Consider the following 15,306-nt stretch of genomic DNA (forward strand, 5'->3'; position numbering starts at 1 on the left):
TTTGCGCGAAGACGCGCTTCGCGCTTTTGCCCGGGCATGACGACTGAGTATGTGGCTCCGCTGCGCTCATTCAATCAGCACTCACTTCGCCGCCCGCACCTCGACCGTGCCCGTGCCCGTCCGGCCGTAGCGCGAGGGATTGTACATGTCCTCGACATAGGCTTGCGGCAGCACGTATTTGCCGGGCGAGACCACGCGCACGATATAGGCGACGGTGAAGACCGATTTGGAATCCGAGGCCCGGTCGACCGCCGCCGTGAAGCGATCGTCGCGGAACTCTGTATCCTCAGGCTCCTCGCCGTCCTCGATCCAGTCCAGCGTGCCGCTGTCGCCCGATGAGACCAGCTTCGGGTTGTCGATCTCCAGGCCTGCCGGCAGATAGTCGGACACCATGATGTGGCCGTACTCGGGCTTGGCCTCGGTGATCTTTAGCACCACGGCAAAGCGCTGGTTCTGCTTGACCTTGCTGATGTCGGCCGGCTTGCCGTCGAGCGTGAAGTAATTGCGCTCGATCTTGAAGCCGTTGGACGCGGCCGGCTCCGGCGTCACCGGCGAGCCCGACACCGAGACCACCGCCTGCACCGGCGCATCGCCGGTGTTGGTGATCTTCAGCGGCTTGCCGCTCAACGTGTCCGCCTTGTAGCTGCGATAGAGCGCGGTCTTGACCGGCTGGCCATCCACTTCCATGGACAGGTTCTCCTTGGCCAGCGCCCGCGCCGCCAGCACCAGCCATGCATTCTCCTGCGTGGAGGTGTAGGGCGTCAGCCCGCGCGCGGTCTCGACCCGCGACACCGCCTGCGTCAGCGTCGCCTTCGGCGCATTGCCTTCGCTGGCAAGCGAGACCAAAGCTGCGGCATCGCGAAGCTGCGAGCCGTAGTCGGTGCGGCCGAACTCCAGGACAGGCTTCGGCGCGAGGCTGTCGAGGGCGGCGCCATAGACCCGCTCGGCGCGGTTGCGGTCGCCGACGAGAGCGAGCGCCGCCGCGAGCTGCGACTTCGCGATCGGGGTTGCGAGGTTGTTCAGCTTGGTGTCGGCGAGATAGCGGAGATCGCCGATCGGCGCTGCGCCGTTGCGTGCGAGCACATAGAGGCCATAAGCGAGATCGCGCCCGCCGTCCTTCTCCGGCTCGTTGCCGTTGACGACGGAGTTGCGGATGCGGTCGAGCGCGTTCTTGAACAGGACGTCCGGCACCGCAAAACCCTTTTCGCGGGCGCGGGTCAGGAAGTCCGTCACATAGGCGTCGAGCCATGCATCGTCGCCGCCGGCCGACCACAGGCCGAACGAGCCGTTCGAACCCTGGCGGGCCAATAGCCGCTCGATCGCATCGCGGATGCGCTGGTCGACCTCGGTATCCATGGCGAGGTGCGCGCCGGCCGCGAGGTCGTTGACATAGAGCAGCGGCATCGCGCGGCTCGTGATCTGTTCCGAGCAGCCATAGGGATAGCGGTCGAGCGCCTTCAGGATCGTCGCCGCATCGAGCGCGGTCGACAGGCTGGCCGAGACCGAGACGCTGCCGGTGCCCGGCACCAGGTCGGAGAACATGTCCGAGGTCAGCGTCAGGCTCTCGCCTTTCGCCAGGGTCCGGATCGACCGCCGTGCCAGCACCTGCGTCGCCGCCTTGACGTCGAACGCATAGTGGCGCGCCAGCGCCAGGCCGTTCGGTCCCTTGATGTCGACGTCGAGCGTCGCCTGCCCGGCCGCGGTCGCATCGATTGCGAGCGTGAACGAGTTGCGCTGCTTGGCGGCGAGCTTGACCGTGGTGGCGGGATTGCCCGTCATCTTCACCGGTCCACCCGTTTTCACGTTGATGACGTAGTCGCCGGCCTGGCCCTCGACATTGTCGATCTCGAGGTTGACCGTGCCGTGGTCGCCGTTGAGCAGGAAGCGCGGCAGCGTCGTGGTCAGCACGATGGGGTCGCGGATCACGACGTCGGTGTTGGCGCGGCCCAGCTTGGTCGCGGTCCACGCCACCGCCATCACGCGTGCGGTGCCGGCGAACTCCGGAATGTCGAAGCTGACTTCCGCGCTGCCATCAGAGCCAACCGTGACGATGCCCGAATAGAGCGCCAGCGGCTTTTGCGCGGGCGGCGAACCCTGCAGCTCACCAGCGCCGGCGTCACCGCCGGACTTGATCTGGCCGCGCGTGCCGGACATGCCGTCGATCAGCTGCCCGTAGAGGTCGCGGATTTCGGCGCTCAGGCGGCGCTGGCCGAGATAGTAATCGTCCGGCGCCGGCGGCTTGTAATTGGTGAGGTTGAGGATGCCGACATCGACCGCGGCGATGACGATCTTGGCGTCCTCGCCCGGATTGAGCCCGTCGAGCTTGACCGGGATTGTCAACGCTGCGTTCGGCCGGATCAGCGCCGGCGGCGACAGCTTGACCTGCAAGGTGCGGGCCTGCTTGTCGATGCCGAACCATTTCAGGCCGATCGCCCGGCCCGGCATGCGCTGGGCCGCGGCATCGAGCGGCCGGCGCAGCGTCGCCACCACGTAAGCGCCGGTGCCCCAGTCCTTGCCGACCGGGAGCTTCACCTGGGCAGTGCCTTCCTTGACGTCGATCGTCTGCGTCGTCAGCAGGCGGTCGCCGAGCACGTTGATGGTGAGCTTGCCGGCACTGCGGACATTGACCGACACCGTCATGGTGTCGCCGGAGGAATATTGCGGCTTGTCGATCGAGGTCTCCAGGAGGTCCGGCGTGTCGGCGCTGCCGTCGGAATACCAGCCGACGTCGAACTGCACCGAGGTCACCGGGCCATCGGCATCGTTCGACTTCACATCGAGCCGGTAGCGGCCCGGCTGGGGGGTGAGCGAAATCCGCGCCGGCTTGTCGGCGGCAACCGTCACATCACCGTCGGCCACGCGCGAGGTCGACTTGACCGGCTCGTACTCCCAGTAATTGTTCTGGCGGTACCATTGGTAGCGCGACTCCATCTTCAGGAGCTCGTAGCGCAGGCCGTCGCGGCGCAGCTTCTCGCCCTCGGGCGAGACGAACACGACATCGAACTCGGCCTTGTCGCCCTCGGCGACGTTCTTGTCACCGAACAGCGGCTTGACGCCGATCAGGGCGGTCGCGGGCGCAACCGGCAGCACGATCTTGCGCTCGACGGCGCGGCCGCCGGTCTCCACCATGCGGACGAAGATCTGGGCCTCCTGCGGACGCGTCGAGGCCGGCTGCTTGTCCAGCGTCACCGGGAAGGTCGCGACGCCGTTGGCGTCGGCCTCGGGCAGGTTCTCAAGCGGCGTGCGCTCGTTGGAGGTGGTCTCCTCGTCGGCGACGCCGAACTGGTAGCCGGCAAAGCCCGGACGTTCGCTTGCGGGCGCGACCAGCATGTCGCCTTCAAGCTGCAGGCCGGACGCGGGCGCGCCATAGAGGAAATGGCCGTCCGCCTTAAGCTCCACTGGAGCGTTAGCTTTGATCAGCTTGTCCTTGGCGGACAGGTCGAATTCGATCCGATCGGGAACATAGTCCTCGACCATGAAGGTGGTCTCGCCAACCGAGGAGCCCTTCGGGTCGGTGAAGGCGCGCACCCGCCACGTCCCGGTCGGAACGGCCGAGTTGAGCGGCACGGACAGCGTACGGCCGCCGGCGCCCTGGTCGGCGAGCGCGGCACGTCGGTATTCGACGCCGTCAGGACGCTCGATCACCAGCGTCAGCGGTCCGCCGCTGACGGCATTGCCCTGCCCGTCGCGCAACAGCGCGGTGAGATAGACGGTCTCGCTGGAGCGGTAGACGCCACGCTCGGCATAGACGAAGGCATCGGCGCCTGCGGGCACCACGCGGCCGGAAACGCCGCGATCGGACAGATCGAAGGCGGAGGACTTCAGGCTTAGGAAGGCATAATCGGCCTTCTCGCCCGTGACCGTCAGCATCGCCGGCGACAGGCCGCCCTCGCCGCGCGCAAGCCCCGCCTCGAACAGCACGTGGCCACTGTCGTCGGTCTTGCGGGTCGCCAGGATCTCGTTGTTGCGGGCAACCAGCCGGACCTCAGCCTTGCCGACCGGATCGGTCGAGGCCAGCGAGTTCACGAACACGTGGATACCGTCATTGCCGGAATAGGCGGACACCCCGAGATCGGAGACGATGAACCATTGCGTGGCGAGCTGGTAATCGTCGTCCGAGCCCGGGCCCTTGGCGGCGGCCGTCATCACGTAGACGCCCGGCTGAAGCTCGCCGAGCGCCTGGTCGACCGGGAATGCCGTGGTGACGTCCTGGTTCAGCGTCATCGCGGTCGCGAGCTCGCCGGTCCAGACCTTCACGCCGCGCTCATCGCCGAGATCGGAGAGCTGGTATTTCGACAGCGTCTTCTGGAAATCGCTGTCGACCACCGTGTTGATCAGATTGCGGTCGCCGATCCGGAACACGTTGATATTGACCGCAGGCGTGTTGACGCTGACCACGGGAATGCCGCGCTGGCCGGTTCGGGGCAGCACATAAGCCCGGCTGGTGAAGCGCACGAACGGCTTGCGGTCGCGCACATAGACGTTGAACTCGGCCGATTTCGGCAGCCCCTCCTTCACGGTGGATGGCAGGCCGGCGCGCAGATTGATGTTGTAGCGCTCGCCGTGCTTCAGCCCGTCGACGCAGAGCTGCTTGCCTTCGGCCGACAGCGCCGGCTTGTCCTGCCCCGCCAGCGCGAGGTACGGCGCGAAGTCGGTGCGTTTTGCCAATTCCTCGGAAAATTGGAAGCAGGCCCGCGGGCTCGCCGAATCCGAGTCCACGGTGTAGTCGAGCAGCCGGAAGCCATGCTCGTCGCGCATCTTCTCATATTGGCCGCGGACGTCGGCGACCTCGCGCATGTCGAGCGCCAGCCGCAGCGAATCCAGCGCCGGCCGCCAAAGCTTGCGCTCCGACAGCGACTTGCCGAGCACCGCAAGCGCGTCGGCCTCCTCGCCCGGATTGCCGGCGCGCAGGTAGGCGATGTAGGCCGCGGTCGAGGCGCGTTCCAGCAGGAAGGTCTGCTCGCTCGAGCTCTTCGGCGATATCTGGAAGATGACTTTGGCAAGCCGCAGCCAGTTGCCAGCGTCTTCCGGCGTGGTCGCCGCGATCTGGCCGAGCACCGACAGACCGGTGCGGTAATCGTTGCGCCGGAAGGCGGCGTCGGCGTCCGTCTTCAGCGTCGCGTTGGACTTGGCGACGGGCCCCGCCTCGCTCTTGATCTGGGCCTCCAGCTTGATCGCGGAATCGGCGAGGTCGTCGCGCTTGAACGCCTTGTCGGCAGCGTGTGTTGCGCTAAGGCCGAGCGCCAGCGTGGCGCAGATTGTGACGGCGCGAACAAGACCGATCATGGTGGACTCCCGGAAATCGCGGACAGCCGCCCGCTGGCAGCATGAAATGCGCGGAAAGGTGACGGACTCAAGGCGATGGAACCAAAGGTGCAAATCGTCGCATTCGCCATGGAAAGGCAAGCCCAGAGGAGACCGATCAAGATACCGCCGCTCACGCCGTCCTGATGGCGCAGCGATACCCGACCCGTCGACCGGCGGCCACATCCCGGAAGCTGGCCAGCGTTCCCGGCGATGTGATCCATCGTCCAGTCCGCGGCCGCTCAACCCGGCACCCTGACATGCCACCGTCTCGCTTTGTCGCGGCTCTGAGGAAAAGGGTTCGGTTCAGACTTGGCGAAAGACGATATTTTTCATATTTGGCATGGTAGATGAACCAGCCGGCCTCCCAACGGAGGCTGGCGTAGCGACGGTCCCATAGCTCAACTGGATAGAGTAGCGGATTTCTACTCCGCGGGTTGCAGGTTCGAGTCCTGCTGGGATCGCCAGTCTCATTAAATCCACCGCCCTTCACGAACGCGTGGGTAACCATACGCCGGCCTTTGAACGGCGCAGATCAGCCCTATGTATGCGCCGGGCGAATTGCGCCCGCGTTAAGGACTCCGATGCTTCCTACTGAATGGACGAGAATGGCTATCGCATCTGCGGTGGCGATCGTCGCGATGTCGTATCTGGCAATCGACGCAGGCGTGGTGAACACCAGTGTGGTCACAAGGCCCATCAAGGTAGCTCAGGCATCGATCATTGGCGCTGGAATGGGCCAGCATCACCTTGCCTTCGCCGTTCAGGAGTGGGCGCGTCCCAGCCGCGACAACAACGAAAAGCCGGCCCTGGAGCATTGCCTGGCGATCGACTGATCGAGGCGCCCTCGTCCGCGCAAGCGACGAGATTCATCCTCCGCCACCTGTCGACTGACGAATCTGCCACCAGCACGCAATCGCTGAGGTGAGATCGCCCCAGACCTCCGTCGGCAAATCCGAGACCGCCACCCGCACACTATATTGGTCCGTGGTCGCGTCGTGAAACCACTCGGTCGCAGCAAAGTCGAAACCGAAGCTGCCGGCATGGCGAATCGGGAGGCCCTCGGCGCGCAGTTCGTTGCTCATGTCCTCGGCGGCCTGCCGCGCGCTCGCCTCGTCAAGAGGACGCCTGCCCCGCAAGGTGACGTAGAGACCGTGGGCGAAATGGAGCTCGGCCGAGAGCGCCGGGAGCTTTGCAGCAAAATGGCGGCCCATGCTTCGGCCGTTGCGCAGGATCGCCGCAACACGCCGCTTCGTGAGGGCCCAGTAGACCGCGCTGCCGACAAAGGGCGGGAAGTGCGCCGGCAACGCCGCGCCGCCGAGAAGCCGCACCGCGTTGCGGGTTTCGGCTGCAAGACGTGTCCATTCAGGCCGCTCCGCCCGCTGCCGGTCCTCATCCCCCTGCACGAAAACCGCCGAGCCGAGGCGGCCATATTCCGCCCCGAGCGAATCGAGCTTGTTGTGACTTCGCACCAGCACCAGTGGAGTTCCGTATCGTCGGGCCCAGCTCAGGACGCGCCGGACCCGGCCCGAGCTGCCCGCGAAGCATGTCGTATCGAAAATCACGAGATCGAGACCCGAGCCGTCGCTTCGGATCGCCGCCTCAAAAGCGCCGGCGCGGGAGCAGGAATCCAACAGAAGAATTTTCGGGGAATTCGCCGAAGCAAACGCATCGCTCAGCGGCAGACTCAAAGCGACGAGCCGCAGATGAGGAACAAGACCCCGGATCAGCTCCAGTGTCTCGCCATAGGAGCCGGGAAGCACCAGCAAATCGGCCTTCTCGACGATTTGTGCGGAGGCGAGCAGCACGGCGGAGATCGCAGCCATGCCTGAGGCAGTATAGATCGCCGCGCTCATGCAGCCGCCGTCGAGCTCATAGAAGGAAGGACCGCGCACCGTAAGATCGGCACGCTGGTAATCGTAACTGAACTTGAAGGGCCCGCTGACGGGATCGGCGGTGTGCGACCAGGCTGTTTCCGTTGCCTTCCACTCGTGCAGCTCGTGCTCTGCCCTGAGCGCCGCAGTGATCTGGAATTTGGACCTGACGACCTCGTCGACCGATCGCGGACGCGTCAAATCGAGCCGATGCCTCAGGCAGTCATTCAACAGCCCGAGTTCCCAGTGCTTCCGTTCGAGATAGGCCTGAATGGTCTCCATGCGCGTCTTGGGCAGATCCGATCGGATGACAACGTACGGAAATCGCCTTGGGTCCAACGCGCGCCCGCTGCAACGAACGTCCATCCTGGCCGTTGAGACGGTGCAAGGAGGACAACATGTCTGAGATCAGAGAGCACATGAAGATCATCGGCAAGGACGGCGCACATGTCGGCACGGTCGACCGCGTCGAGGGCAATCGCATCAAGCTGACGCGGAAGGACAGCCCGGAAGGTCACAAGGACCATCATCACTACATCGACACGAAATATGTGGGTGCCGTCGAAGGCGATGTCGTCAAGCTCTCAATGAATGCCGACGCCGTGCCGAAGACGGAAGCCGCCTGAACATTGAGCCCCTTCGGGGGGCTTTTTGTTTGTTCACGATCCGACTCCGCTTCGTTCCAAAAGCACGAATCGTAATCGCAAAATCGGCGCTGCGCTTTTCTTAACATCGCGTTTCGTCGGATCGATCACGTAGCCATCGATCACGTAGCCATGGGCACGAGCGTCGGCCGCAGCAGGTACGCGTCGATCGCAGCGTTCGACAACAACAGCCTGCGGCGCTCTCCTCGCAGCATCAACCGATCGATCCGGTTCAAGATGAAGCGAGCGGAGTCCTCGTGTTCGCCTGTGAGCAGGCCGGATCGGTCGAGATATTTCCAGGCAATGTCGAAGGACTGTGCGCGTAACTCAGGGTCGGTCATGGACGGCCAACGTCCGCGGGGAACGGAGGTTCCTGAGCGTGAGCGAGGCGTTGCCCCGCGCAACGCCAGGCGTATCAAGCAGAGCACAACAAAATGAGCAGCGGCGTGGAACGAGATCACGACCTGGACGTTGGATGGCTTGAAATCAGGTGGTGCCGACCTGCCAGCCCCGGTCGGCTTTGAAGAGCCCCGTGCTTGTCCCCCGAGCACGGGGCTTTCTCATGCAGATCAACCTATCGGCCGGGCTCGGCCCGTCATCGTCTGACGCGAAATTCCCCTGCGTTTGCCTTCAGTCCGCCCGCTCGTCGCGCCGCTCGCGGGCCAGCTCGTGCCAGGCCAGCGCCAACTGGATCAGCCGTTGCCGATCGGCGCCTTCCGATGCCGCGGCCCGCTTCATCGCGGCCTCCGCTTCGTGCTGTGGGTCGTACTTGGTACACATGAGACCGACTCTAGCCGGCCATCTGGACAAGCCCATGGCAATTTCGTCCGTATGATTGCGGGGTAACGTCGCGTCTGCCGGACTGAGGCAAACGGCCGGCACGACTGCTTCACTGCATGCATGCGCCGATTGCGAAGCCATTTGGCTGGGCTTTCATCCAGGCGATCTGTGAATTGTGTCACAGTCAGCGACCTGCATCTCGGTTAGACCATATCTCGACGCTCCAGCAGCCCGCGAAGGCATCGATGGTATTTCCCGTCATGACACAAGAAGCAGCAGCTCCGGCCAACGTCCCGACGCAACGACAAAGGACCGACCTGCTCGGCATCGCCTATCTCGGGACCATCGGCATCGTGATGCTGGCCTGGATCGCCGGCCTGGTCTGGGGCGCGATTGCGTTCTTCAACTGGCTCGTGTGACGCAGGCCGATCCGTCGCGCTGGCGAGCAAGGCTCGCGGCAGCGATCGTGCGCTAAAGCATGATCCGGAAACGTGCGAAGCGGTTTTCCGGAAAGAGCATGCGCAAACAACAACCGAAAGAGCGATGACGATTCATCCAAATCTCATCGCGCTTTAGAACAGGCAGTGCACCACCTGCCCCAGCTTGATCCCGCCGCAAACGATCATGGCCCAAAGCGCCAGGCTGATCTGGATTGCATCCAGCATGTCCCACGTCCCCGCGAATCGTTTTCCCAACGTTTTTTCTTTTGAGAATCGCGTGAAGCGGCACCGGGAGCCAGTGCTATTTTGAGGCAATTGTTGTGCGCCGCCGAATGTCGCGCCGACATACGCATCGAGACAATCGGTTGACGGCACCAGAACAAAAGAGGCGGGCTTTCGCCCGCCTCTTTCAGGTCAGGATGCGACCTCTGCCTTAGCGGCACGCCCGCGGATCGGTCGCCACGTACTGCCCGTCCGGATAGCGGTAGTAGCAATTGCCCTGCGCCCAGTAGTAGCCGGGCTGAGAGGCGGCGGTGGCACCGGCGATGGCTCCGGTCGCGCCGCCGAGAACCGCGCCCGCGGCAGCCCCTGTGGCGTTACCCGAGATCAGTCCGCCCAGCACGCCGCCGACGATGGCGCCGCCAAGCGCGCTCGCGCCGGGATCAGCCGGCGGCGGCGGAGGTGGCGGTGCATAGGCGACCGGAGGCGGCGGCGGGGCATAGGCCACCGGCACGTCGTCGTAATACTCCTCGGAGATGTAGGCGGGCGGACCGGCCATCCGCTGCGGATAATAATACCAGACGCCGCCAACGTCCCACCACCAGCCGGAGCGGCCGTTGTGGACTTCGTGGCGCCAGCGCCCACCGTCCCAGGAGCGATTGCCACGATAGGCCTGTCCGCCCCAGTCGCGCGTCGGAGCGGGACCACGGGCGACATGGCGTCCTGGCGGCGGACCGCCGGCGCCATGCGGACCGGGACCAGCATGAGGCTGGCCACCGGGCTGCGGCGCGGGTCGGGCCGCCTGCTGCGGCGCCGGGCCCCTGCGCATGTTCTGACCGTCCGGAGGCGGTGCCCCTGCGCCCGGGCGGGCCGGAGGCTGGCCGGCGTCCCTTGGTAGCCTTGCGTCCCTCGACGACGGCCCGGCGTCCTGGGCCTGTGCCGAAAGCGCGAGCAACGACGTGGCCGAAACCAGGGAAATGATGATCTTCATGCGGCTGGACGCACTCATGCGTGCTTGACCCCTACTCTCTCGAATGCCGTGGTGCCTGGCGCGATAGACGATTCGGATCGCGCTCGGCTTGATGCCGGCTGACATAGCTGACCTGCTTTGGTCAGCTATGTCGCGTTACAAATGGTTAAGATCACGGCATTTTTTCGGCTCGACGGGCCGTGCTGGACCGCTTCTAGCGGGCCGGCTCGATCACGTTGCAATTGCTCCGCCCGGACATCAGGCAGTCCTGCATCTTGCTGGCCGCGGTGAGGTCCCGCGCGAGCCACCAGCCGACACCGAGGATCAGGATCGCGATGATCAAGCCGGCGATCGCGCCACGGCGGTTATCACCGGGTTGGGATTTCGGCTTTTCGCCCCGTTCGGGCTTGGACTCAAGCTTGGACGTGGACATGGCTACCTACCGCGCGGGCGTGCCGGCTTACCACCTCTGCGACGTCCCGTCACATCCCGATCAGCCCAGTTCGTCGGGTTCAGCCTCGGGTCGCCCGGATCGCATCCTTGCGCGAGGTTTCGACCGCCGGGATCGCCTGTTGGAGCCGCGGTGCACAGGTCGTGAGCACGAACGCGGTCTGGGTGCATTCCCAGTCGGCACCCAGGACGGCACTCTCGATGGGCTGCGGACGAGCGAGCAGCAGCGCCGCGCCGGCAACGGCTATCAGGGCCAAGGCGATTGCGAGCGCCTTTTGGTGGAAGCGGAAGAACGTCATGCCCGTGCTCCGTCTCGTATCGGGGCGGACGCTAGGCGTCGCCCGCGTGCTCCCTTATGAGGGACATCACAATTCGGCAGTTTTTCCGGGCTACGAGATCGTCGGGGCGGCGATTTTTCGTCTACCTGATCGGCTGCGATTATGGGTGGCTTCGCGACGCGCGCCGATGTACACGCTTCTGCGTCGCGTGGCGCCCGCTATGCCCAGCCGACGTACCAACACGCAGTGATGTAGGGCTGAAAGTGAGGAAGACAAGGTTCGTTCGATGAGTGGATTCAGGGAACCAGGCTTCTCCGACCGACAAAAGGCGGCGCAGGAAGCACGCAAAAATCTTTTGAACAAATTCAAGTCGCAGCCCGGTCACGACGATCCGGCGGTCGCGGCACGACGCGCCGAGCGCGAGGCCCTCGCGGCCAAGCGCGCCGAGACAAAGGCAGCGCGCGAGGCCGAAAAGGCCGAGCAGAAGCGTATCGCGGAAGAGGCCGCAGCGGCAGAGGCAGCCCGGATCGCCCGCGAGGCGGAGGAAGCGATCGCCAAGCAGGCTGAAATCGAGGCCGAGCAGAAGGCCAAGCGCGACGCCCGCTACGCCGCCCGCAAGGCCAAGCGCAAGTAGCATTCCCGGTCGCGTTCAACTGAAGTTGAACTGACTATTCCGGGGCGGTCGACGTGACCGCCCCTGGGTTTTCGACGCACGTCCGTCTGCTGCGGACGACAGTCGAAGATCAGTTCTTCTTCATCATCCCGTCGTCCTTCTTCATCCCGTCCTTCGACATGTGATCCTTCTTCATGCCGTCGTCCTTGGACATGGTGTCCTTCTTCATCATGCCGTCCTTGGACATCGTGTCCTTTTTCATCATGCCGTCATCCTTGCCCATCTTGTCCTGAGCAAAGGCGGCCGGCGCGAGCGCGAGGCCGAGCGAGAGAGCGGCAGCGGAGACGCCGAGCACGATACGGGTGCGAATGGTCATGGATCATCTTTCCTTCGAGATGGTGTTTGTCAGCGACGGACGCCGCTATTCAATCTCGACGGATGGACGCCCCGCATTGTTACCTCGCCGCGAGATAAATTTTTGACGAGCCTGCTGCGATCCGCCGTTCTAGGCAGGCCGGGGCCTGCGGTGGAAAGCGGATGTGTGCAGCGCAGCACGGTCACCACCCCCTTGCCGCGGCATTCGGTCTCGAACTATCAGATGAGAGAATATCGGGTGAAAGACCGGCTAGGATGGGCCTACGTGCCGGTCAGATGACCCGCCCAAATCACGCCAACAAGAACCGTTCGAAGAAACGCTCAGAGGGATCACACCATGCTCACGCGCCGCCATCTGCTCGCGACCGCGGTCGCCGCACCCGCCATTCTCCGCTTCGGCACCGGCACCGCGCAGGCCGCGACCACGCTGAAGATCTCGCACCAGTTCCCGGGCGGCACCATCGACAAGGGTGATTTCCGGGACCGGCTTTGCCGTATGTTCGCTGCTGAAGTCGCTAAGCGCAGCAACGGCGACATCGCCGCCGAGATCTATCCGAACTCTTCGCTGATCAAGACCAACGCGCAGTTCTCCGCGATGCGCAAGGGCGCGCTCGACATCAGCCTCTATCCGATGCCCTACGCCGGCGGCGAGCTGCCGGAGACCAATATCGGCCTGATGCCCGGCCTCGTGACCACCTACGACCAGGGCCTGCGCTGGAAGAAGGAGCCGGTCGGCAAGGCGCTGACCGACTTCCTCGCCGACAAGGGCATCATCCTGCTCTCCTGGGTGTGGCAGGCCGGCGGCGTCGCCAGCCGCTCCAAGCCGATCGTCGCGCCGGAAGATGCCAAGGGCCTGAAGGTACGCGGCGGCTCGCGCGAGATGGACATGGTGCTGCAGACCGCCGGCGCCTCGGTGCTGTCGGTGCCCTCGAACGAAATCTACGCGGCGATGCAGACCGGCGCCTGCGATGCCGGCATCACCTCCTCGACCAGCCTGATCTCGTTCCGTCTGGAAGAGGTCGCAAAGTCCCTGACCTCGGGCGCGGGTGCCTCCTACTGGTTCATGCTCGAGCCGCTGATGATGTCGAAGGCGATCTTCGACAAGCTGCCGAAGAACCAGCAGGACATCCTGCTCGCGGTCGGCACCGAGCTCGAGGCATTCGGCCGCAAGGGCGCGCAGGACGACGACGTCGAGGTCGCCAAGGTCTACGAGAAGGCCGGCGCCAAGGTCTCGGTGCTCGACGCCGCGACCGTCGGCAAGTGGCGTGACATCGCCCGCGACACCGCCTGGAAGGACTACAGCGCCAAGACCGCGACCTCGGCGAACCTGCTCAAGCTCGCCATCGACGTCGCCGCATGAGCCATGGTCCGCTTCCGGATCGTGACGATCAAACCATCGCTGCCGCAGGGACCGGCCTTGCGGCGGCGATCGATCGCGGTCTTGCCATCCTCAACAGCATCATCGTCGTGTTCGCCGCGATCGCACTGGTCGCGGCCTGCGCCATCCTGAGCTACAGCGTGCTCAGCCGCGCCTTGTTCAAGGCCGCCAATTACTGGCAGGACGAGGCCGCCGTGTTCCTGCTGGTCGGCGCGACCTTCATGACGGCCGCCTATGTGCAGCAGAACCGCGGCCATATCGGCATCGAGGCCTTTGTCGGCCTGCTCTCGCCGCTCGCGAACCGGATCAGGCTCTGGCTGGTCGACGCCTTCACGTTCCTGTTCTGCGCCTTCTTCACCTGGAAGTCCTGGACGCTGGCCCATGAGGCCTATGTCGACGGCCAGGTCTCCAACTCGATGTGGTCGCCGCCGCTCGCCATTCCCTATTCGCTGATGGCGTTCGGCATGAGCCTGCTCTGCATCCAGATCCTCGTGCAGCTTGCGCTGCCGTTTACCGGAGCCAAGCGTTCATGAGCGTGTTCGGTATCGGCGTTGCCTACGGCGTTGCGACGCTGCTCGTGATGTTCTCGGGCATGCCCATTGCGTTCGCGCTCGGCGCGGTCGCGGTCGTGTTCATGGGCATCTACATGCCGGCGGCGTCCCTCGATACGGTGACGCAAAACGTCTACGAGGAAATGGCCTCGATCACGCTGTTGTCGATCCCGCTCTTCATCCTGAAGGGCGCCGCGATCGGCAAGTCGCGCGCCGGCCAGGATCTCTATTCGGCCCTGCATGCCTGGCTGCATCGCGTGCCCGGCGGGCTCGGCGTCGCCAACGTTTTCGCCTGCGCGCTGTTCGCGGCGATGGCGGGCTCCTCGCCTGCGACTTGCTCGGCGATCGGTTCGGCCGGCATCCCCGAGATGCGCAAGCGCGGCTATTCCGGCGGCTTTGCCGCAGGCATCATCGCTGCCGGCGGCACGCTCGGCATCCTGCTGCCGCCTTCGATCACCATGATCCTGTTCGCGGTCGCCGCCGAAAAATCGCTCGGACGGCTCTTCCTCGCCGGCATCGGACCGGGCCTGCTGCTGGTCTCGCTGTTCGGCGCCTACGCCGTGATCCGCTTCCGTCAGGAATACGCCGCCGCAGAAGCGATCTACAAGAACGGCGGCCCGGAAGCGGCGATCCTCGCCCGCGACGAATACACGCTCGCCGAACGCTTCAGCGTGCTGCCGCGGGTGATTCCATTCGTGCTGCTGCTCACCGGCGTCATGATCGCGCTCTATGGCGGCTACGCCACGCCGTCAGAGACCGCCGGCCTCGGCGGCCTGCTGGCGCTGGCGCTCATCGCTGCGATCTACAGCGTGTGGCGGCCGAGCGACCTTGCGCCCATCATGAAGTCGACGATCCGGGAATCGACCATGCTGATGATGATCATCGGCATGTCGCTGCTTTATTCCTACGTGATGAGCTATCTGCACATCTCGCAATCGGTCGCCGAATCCATCGTCGCGATGCACCTGCCGCGCTGGGAGCTGCTGTTCGCGATCCTCGTCATGGTCGTCGTGCTCGGCTTCTTCCTGCCGCCGGTCTCGATCATCCTGATGACGGCGCCGATCATTCTGCCACCGCTGCGTGCCGCGAATTTCGATATCATCTGGTTCGGCGTGGTGATGACCATCGTGATGGAGATGGGGCTGATCCACCCGCCGGTCGGCCTCAACATCTTCGTCATCCGCAACGTCGCACCGGACATTCCCCTGCGCGAGGTAATCTGGGGCACGCTGCCGTTCGTGCTGCTGATGATGCTGGCAGTGCTGCTGCTGTGCTTCTTTCCGGCGATTTCGACCGGGCTGCCGGATCTGGTGATGGGGCCGGACGGGAGCAGGTAACGGCAATCACGGCGGCCGTAGGGTGGGCAAAGCGAAGCGTGCCCACCATTCGCGATTGCGGTCACGGAGAGATGGTGGGCACGGCGCTACGCG

14 protein-coding genes and 1 tRNA gene are annotated in these 15,306 nt (G+C 64.7%); 8 read left to right on the forward strand and 7 right to left on the reverse strand.

The annotated features are described in order from the left end of the window. Nucleotides 1-81: 81 nt before the first annotated feature. Nucleotides 82-5,286, reverse strand: a complete 5,205-nt coding sequence (locus BM190_RS20760; RefSeq protein ID WP_092258362.1) for an alpha-2-macroglobulin family protein — start codon at nucleotides 5,284-5,286, stop codon at nucleotides 82-84. A gap of 408 nt (nucleotides 5,287-5,694) precedes the next feature. Here BM190_RS20760 and BM190_RS20765 point away from each other — a divergent pair. Together BM190_RS20765 and BM190_RS20770 are read left to right on the forward strand one after the other, a co-directional pair. Next, nucleotides 5,695-5,771: transfer RNA gene (locus BM190_RS20765), tRNA-Arg, on the forward strand. Between the two features lie 141 nt (nucleotides 5,772-5,912). Next, complete coding sequence (locus BM190_RS20770) at nucleotides 5,913-6,140, forward strand: hypothetical protein (protein WP_244550686.1); 228 nt, start codon at nucleotides 5,913-5,915, stop codon at nucleotides 6,138-6,140. 33 nt (nucleotides 6,141-6,173) lie between these two features. Here BM190_RS20770 and BM190_RS20775 read toward each other — a convergent pair whose 3' ends face one another. Then, nucleotides 6,174-7,460, reverse strand: coding sequence for a hypothetical protein (locus tag BM190_RS20775; RefSeq protein ID WP_092258368.1), 1,287 nt, complete (start codon nucleotides 7,458-7,460; stop codon nucleotides 6,174-6,176). A 116-nt stretch (nucleotides 7,461-7,576) separates the two neighbouring features. Here BM190_RS20775 and BM190_RS20780 point away from each other — a divergent pair, with 116 nt between their 5' ends. Further along, on the forward strand, nucleotides 7,577-7,804 hold the full coding sequence (locus BM190_RS20780) for a DUF2171 domain-containing protein (protein ID WP_018323146.1): 228 nt from the start codon (nucleotides 7,577-7,579) through the stop codon (nucleotides 7,802-7,804). 140 nt (nucleotides 7,805-7,944) lie between these two features. Here BM190_RS20780 and BM190_RS20785 read toward each other — a convergent pair whose 3' ends face one another. Beyond that, complete coding sequence (locus BM190_RS20785) at nucleotides 7,945-8,163, reverse strand: hypothetical protein (protein ID WP_018323145.1); 219 nt, start codon at nucleotides 8,161-8,163, stop codon at nucleotides 7,945-7,947. A gap of 699 nt (nucleotides 8,164-8,862) precedes the next feature. Here BM190_RS20785 and BM190_RS40560 point away from each other — a divergent pair. Then, on the forward strand, nucleotides 8,863-9,021 hold the full coding sequence (locus tag BM190_RS40560) for a hypothetical protein (protein WP_018323143.1): 159 nt from the start codon (nucleotides 8,863-8,865) through the stop codon (nucleotides 9,019-9,021). Nucleotides 9,022-9,475: 454 nt separating this feature from the next. Here BM190_RS40560 and BM190_RS20800 read toward each other — a convergent pair whose 3' ends face one another. The 3 genes from BM190_RS20800 to BM190_RS20810 form a co-directional block, all read right to left on the reverse strand. Further along, on the reverse strand, nucleotides 9,476-10,270 hold the full coding sequence (locus BM190_RS20800; RefSeq protein WP_092258370.1) for a hypothetical protein: 795 nt from the start codon (nucleotides 10,268-10,270) through the stop codon (nucleotides 9,476-9,478). A gap of 175 nt (nucleotides 10,271-10,445) precedes the next feature. Then, nucleotides 10,446-10,664, reverse strand: a complete 219-nt coding sequence (locus tag BM190_RS20805) for a hypothetical protein (protein ID WP_092258373.1) — start codon at nucleotides 10,662-10,664, stop codon at nucleotides 10,446-10,448. Nucleotides 10,665-10,743: 79 nt separating this feature from the next. Beyond that, complete coding sequence (locus BM190_RS20810; protein WP_026202882.1) at nucleotides 10,744-10,980, reverse strand: hypothetical protein; 237 nt, start codon at nucleotides 10,978-10,980, stop codon at nucleotides 10,744-10,746. A 265-nt stretch (nucleotides 10,981-11,245) separates the two neighbouring features. Between BM190_RS20810 and BM190_RS20815 the strand changes: the two genes are divergently transcribed. After that, complete coding sequence (locus BM190_RS20815; RefSeq protein WP_018323139.1) at nucleotides 11,246-11,593, forward strand: DUF6481 family protein; 348 nt, start codon at nucleotides 11,246-11,248, stop codon at nucleotides 11,591-11,593. 109 nt (nucleotides 11,594-11,702) lie between these two features. On the opposite strand, the gene BM190_RS20820 is transcribed toward BM190_RS20815, so the two are convergent. Continuing rightward, the gene (locus BM190_RS20820; RefSeq protein WP_018323138.1) at nucleotides 11,703-11,948 is read right to left on the reverse strand and encodes a pentapeptide MXKDX repeat protein; all 246 of its coding nucleotides are present in this window, start codon (nucleotides 11,946-11,948) and stop codon (nucleotides 11,703-11,705) included. Nucleotides 11,949-12,284: 336 nt separating this feature from the next. Between BM190_RS20820 and BM190_RS20825 the strand changes: the two genes are divergently transcribed. From BM190_RS20825 to BM190_RS20835, 3 genes are read left to right on the forward strand one after another with little or no spacing between them, the layout of a single operon-like run. After that, nucleotides 12,285-13,307: a TRAP transporter substrate-binding protein gene (locus BM190_RS20825; protein ID WP_018323137.1), complete on the forward strand. Its 1,023-nt coding sequence runs from the start codon at nucleotides 12,285-12,287 to the stop codon at nucleotides 13,305-13,307. Beyond that, nucleotides 13,304-13,858: a TRAP transporter small permease gene (locus BM190_RS20830; RefSeq protein WP_092258376.1), complete on the forward strand. Its 555-nt coding sequence runs from the start codon at nucleotides 13,304-13,306 to the stop codon at nucleotides 13,856-13,858. The genes BM190_RS20825 and BM190_RS20830 overlap by 4 nt, the downstream gene beginning before the upstream one ends. After that, nucleotides 13,855-15,213 carry a TRAP transporter large permease gene (locus BM190_RS20835; RefSeq protein ID WP_018323135.1) on the forward strand — a complete coding sequence of 453 codons (1,359 nt, stop codon included), beginning with the start codon at nucleotides 13,855-13,857 and terminating at the stop codon, nucleotides 15,211-15,213. Before BM190_RS20830 ends, BM190_RS20835 begins: the two co-directional genes overlap by 4 nt. Nucleotides 15,214-15,306: the final 93 nt, after the last annotated feature.

This window comes from Bradyrhizobium sp. Rc3b, assembly GCF_900114915.1.
Taxonomy (GTDB): Bacteria; Pseudomonadota; Alphaproteobacteria; order Rhizobiales; family Xanthobacteraceae; genus Bradyrhizobium.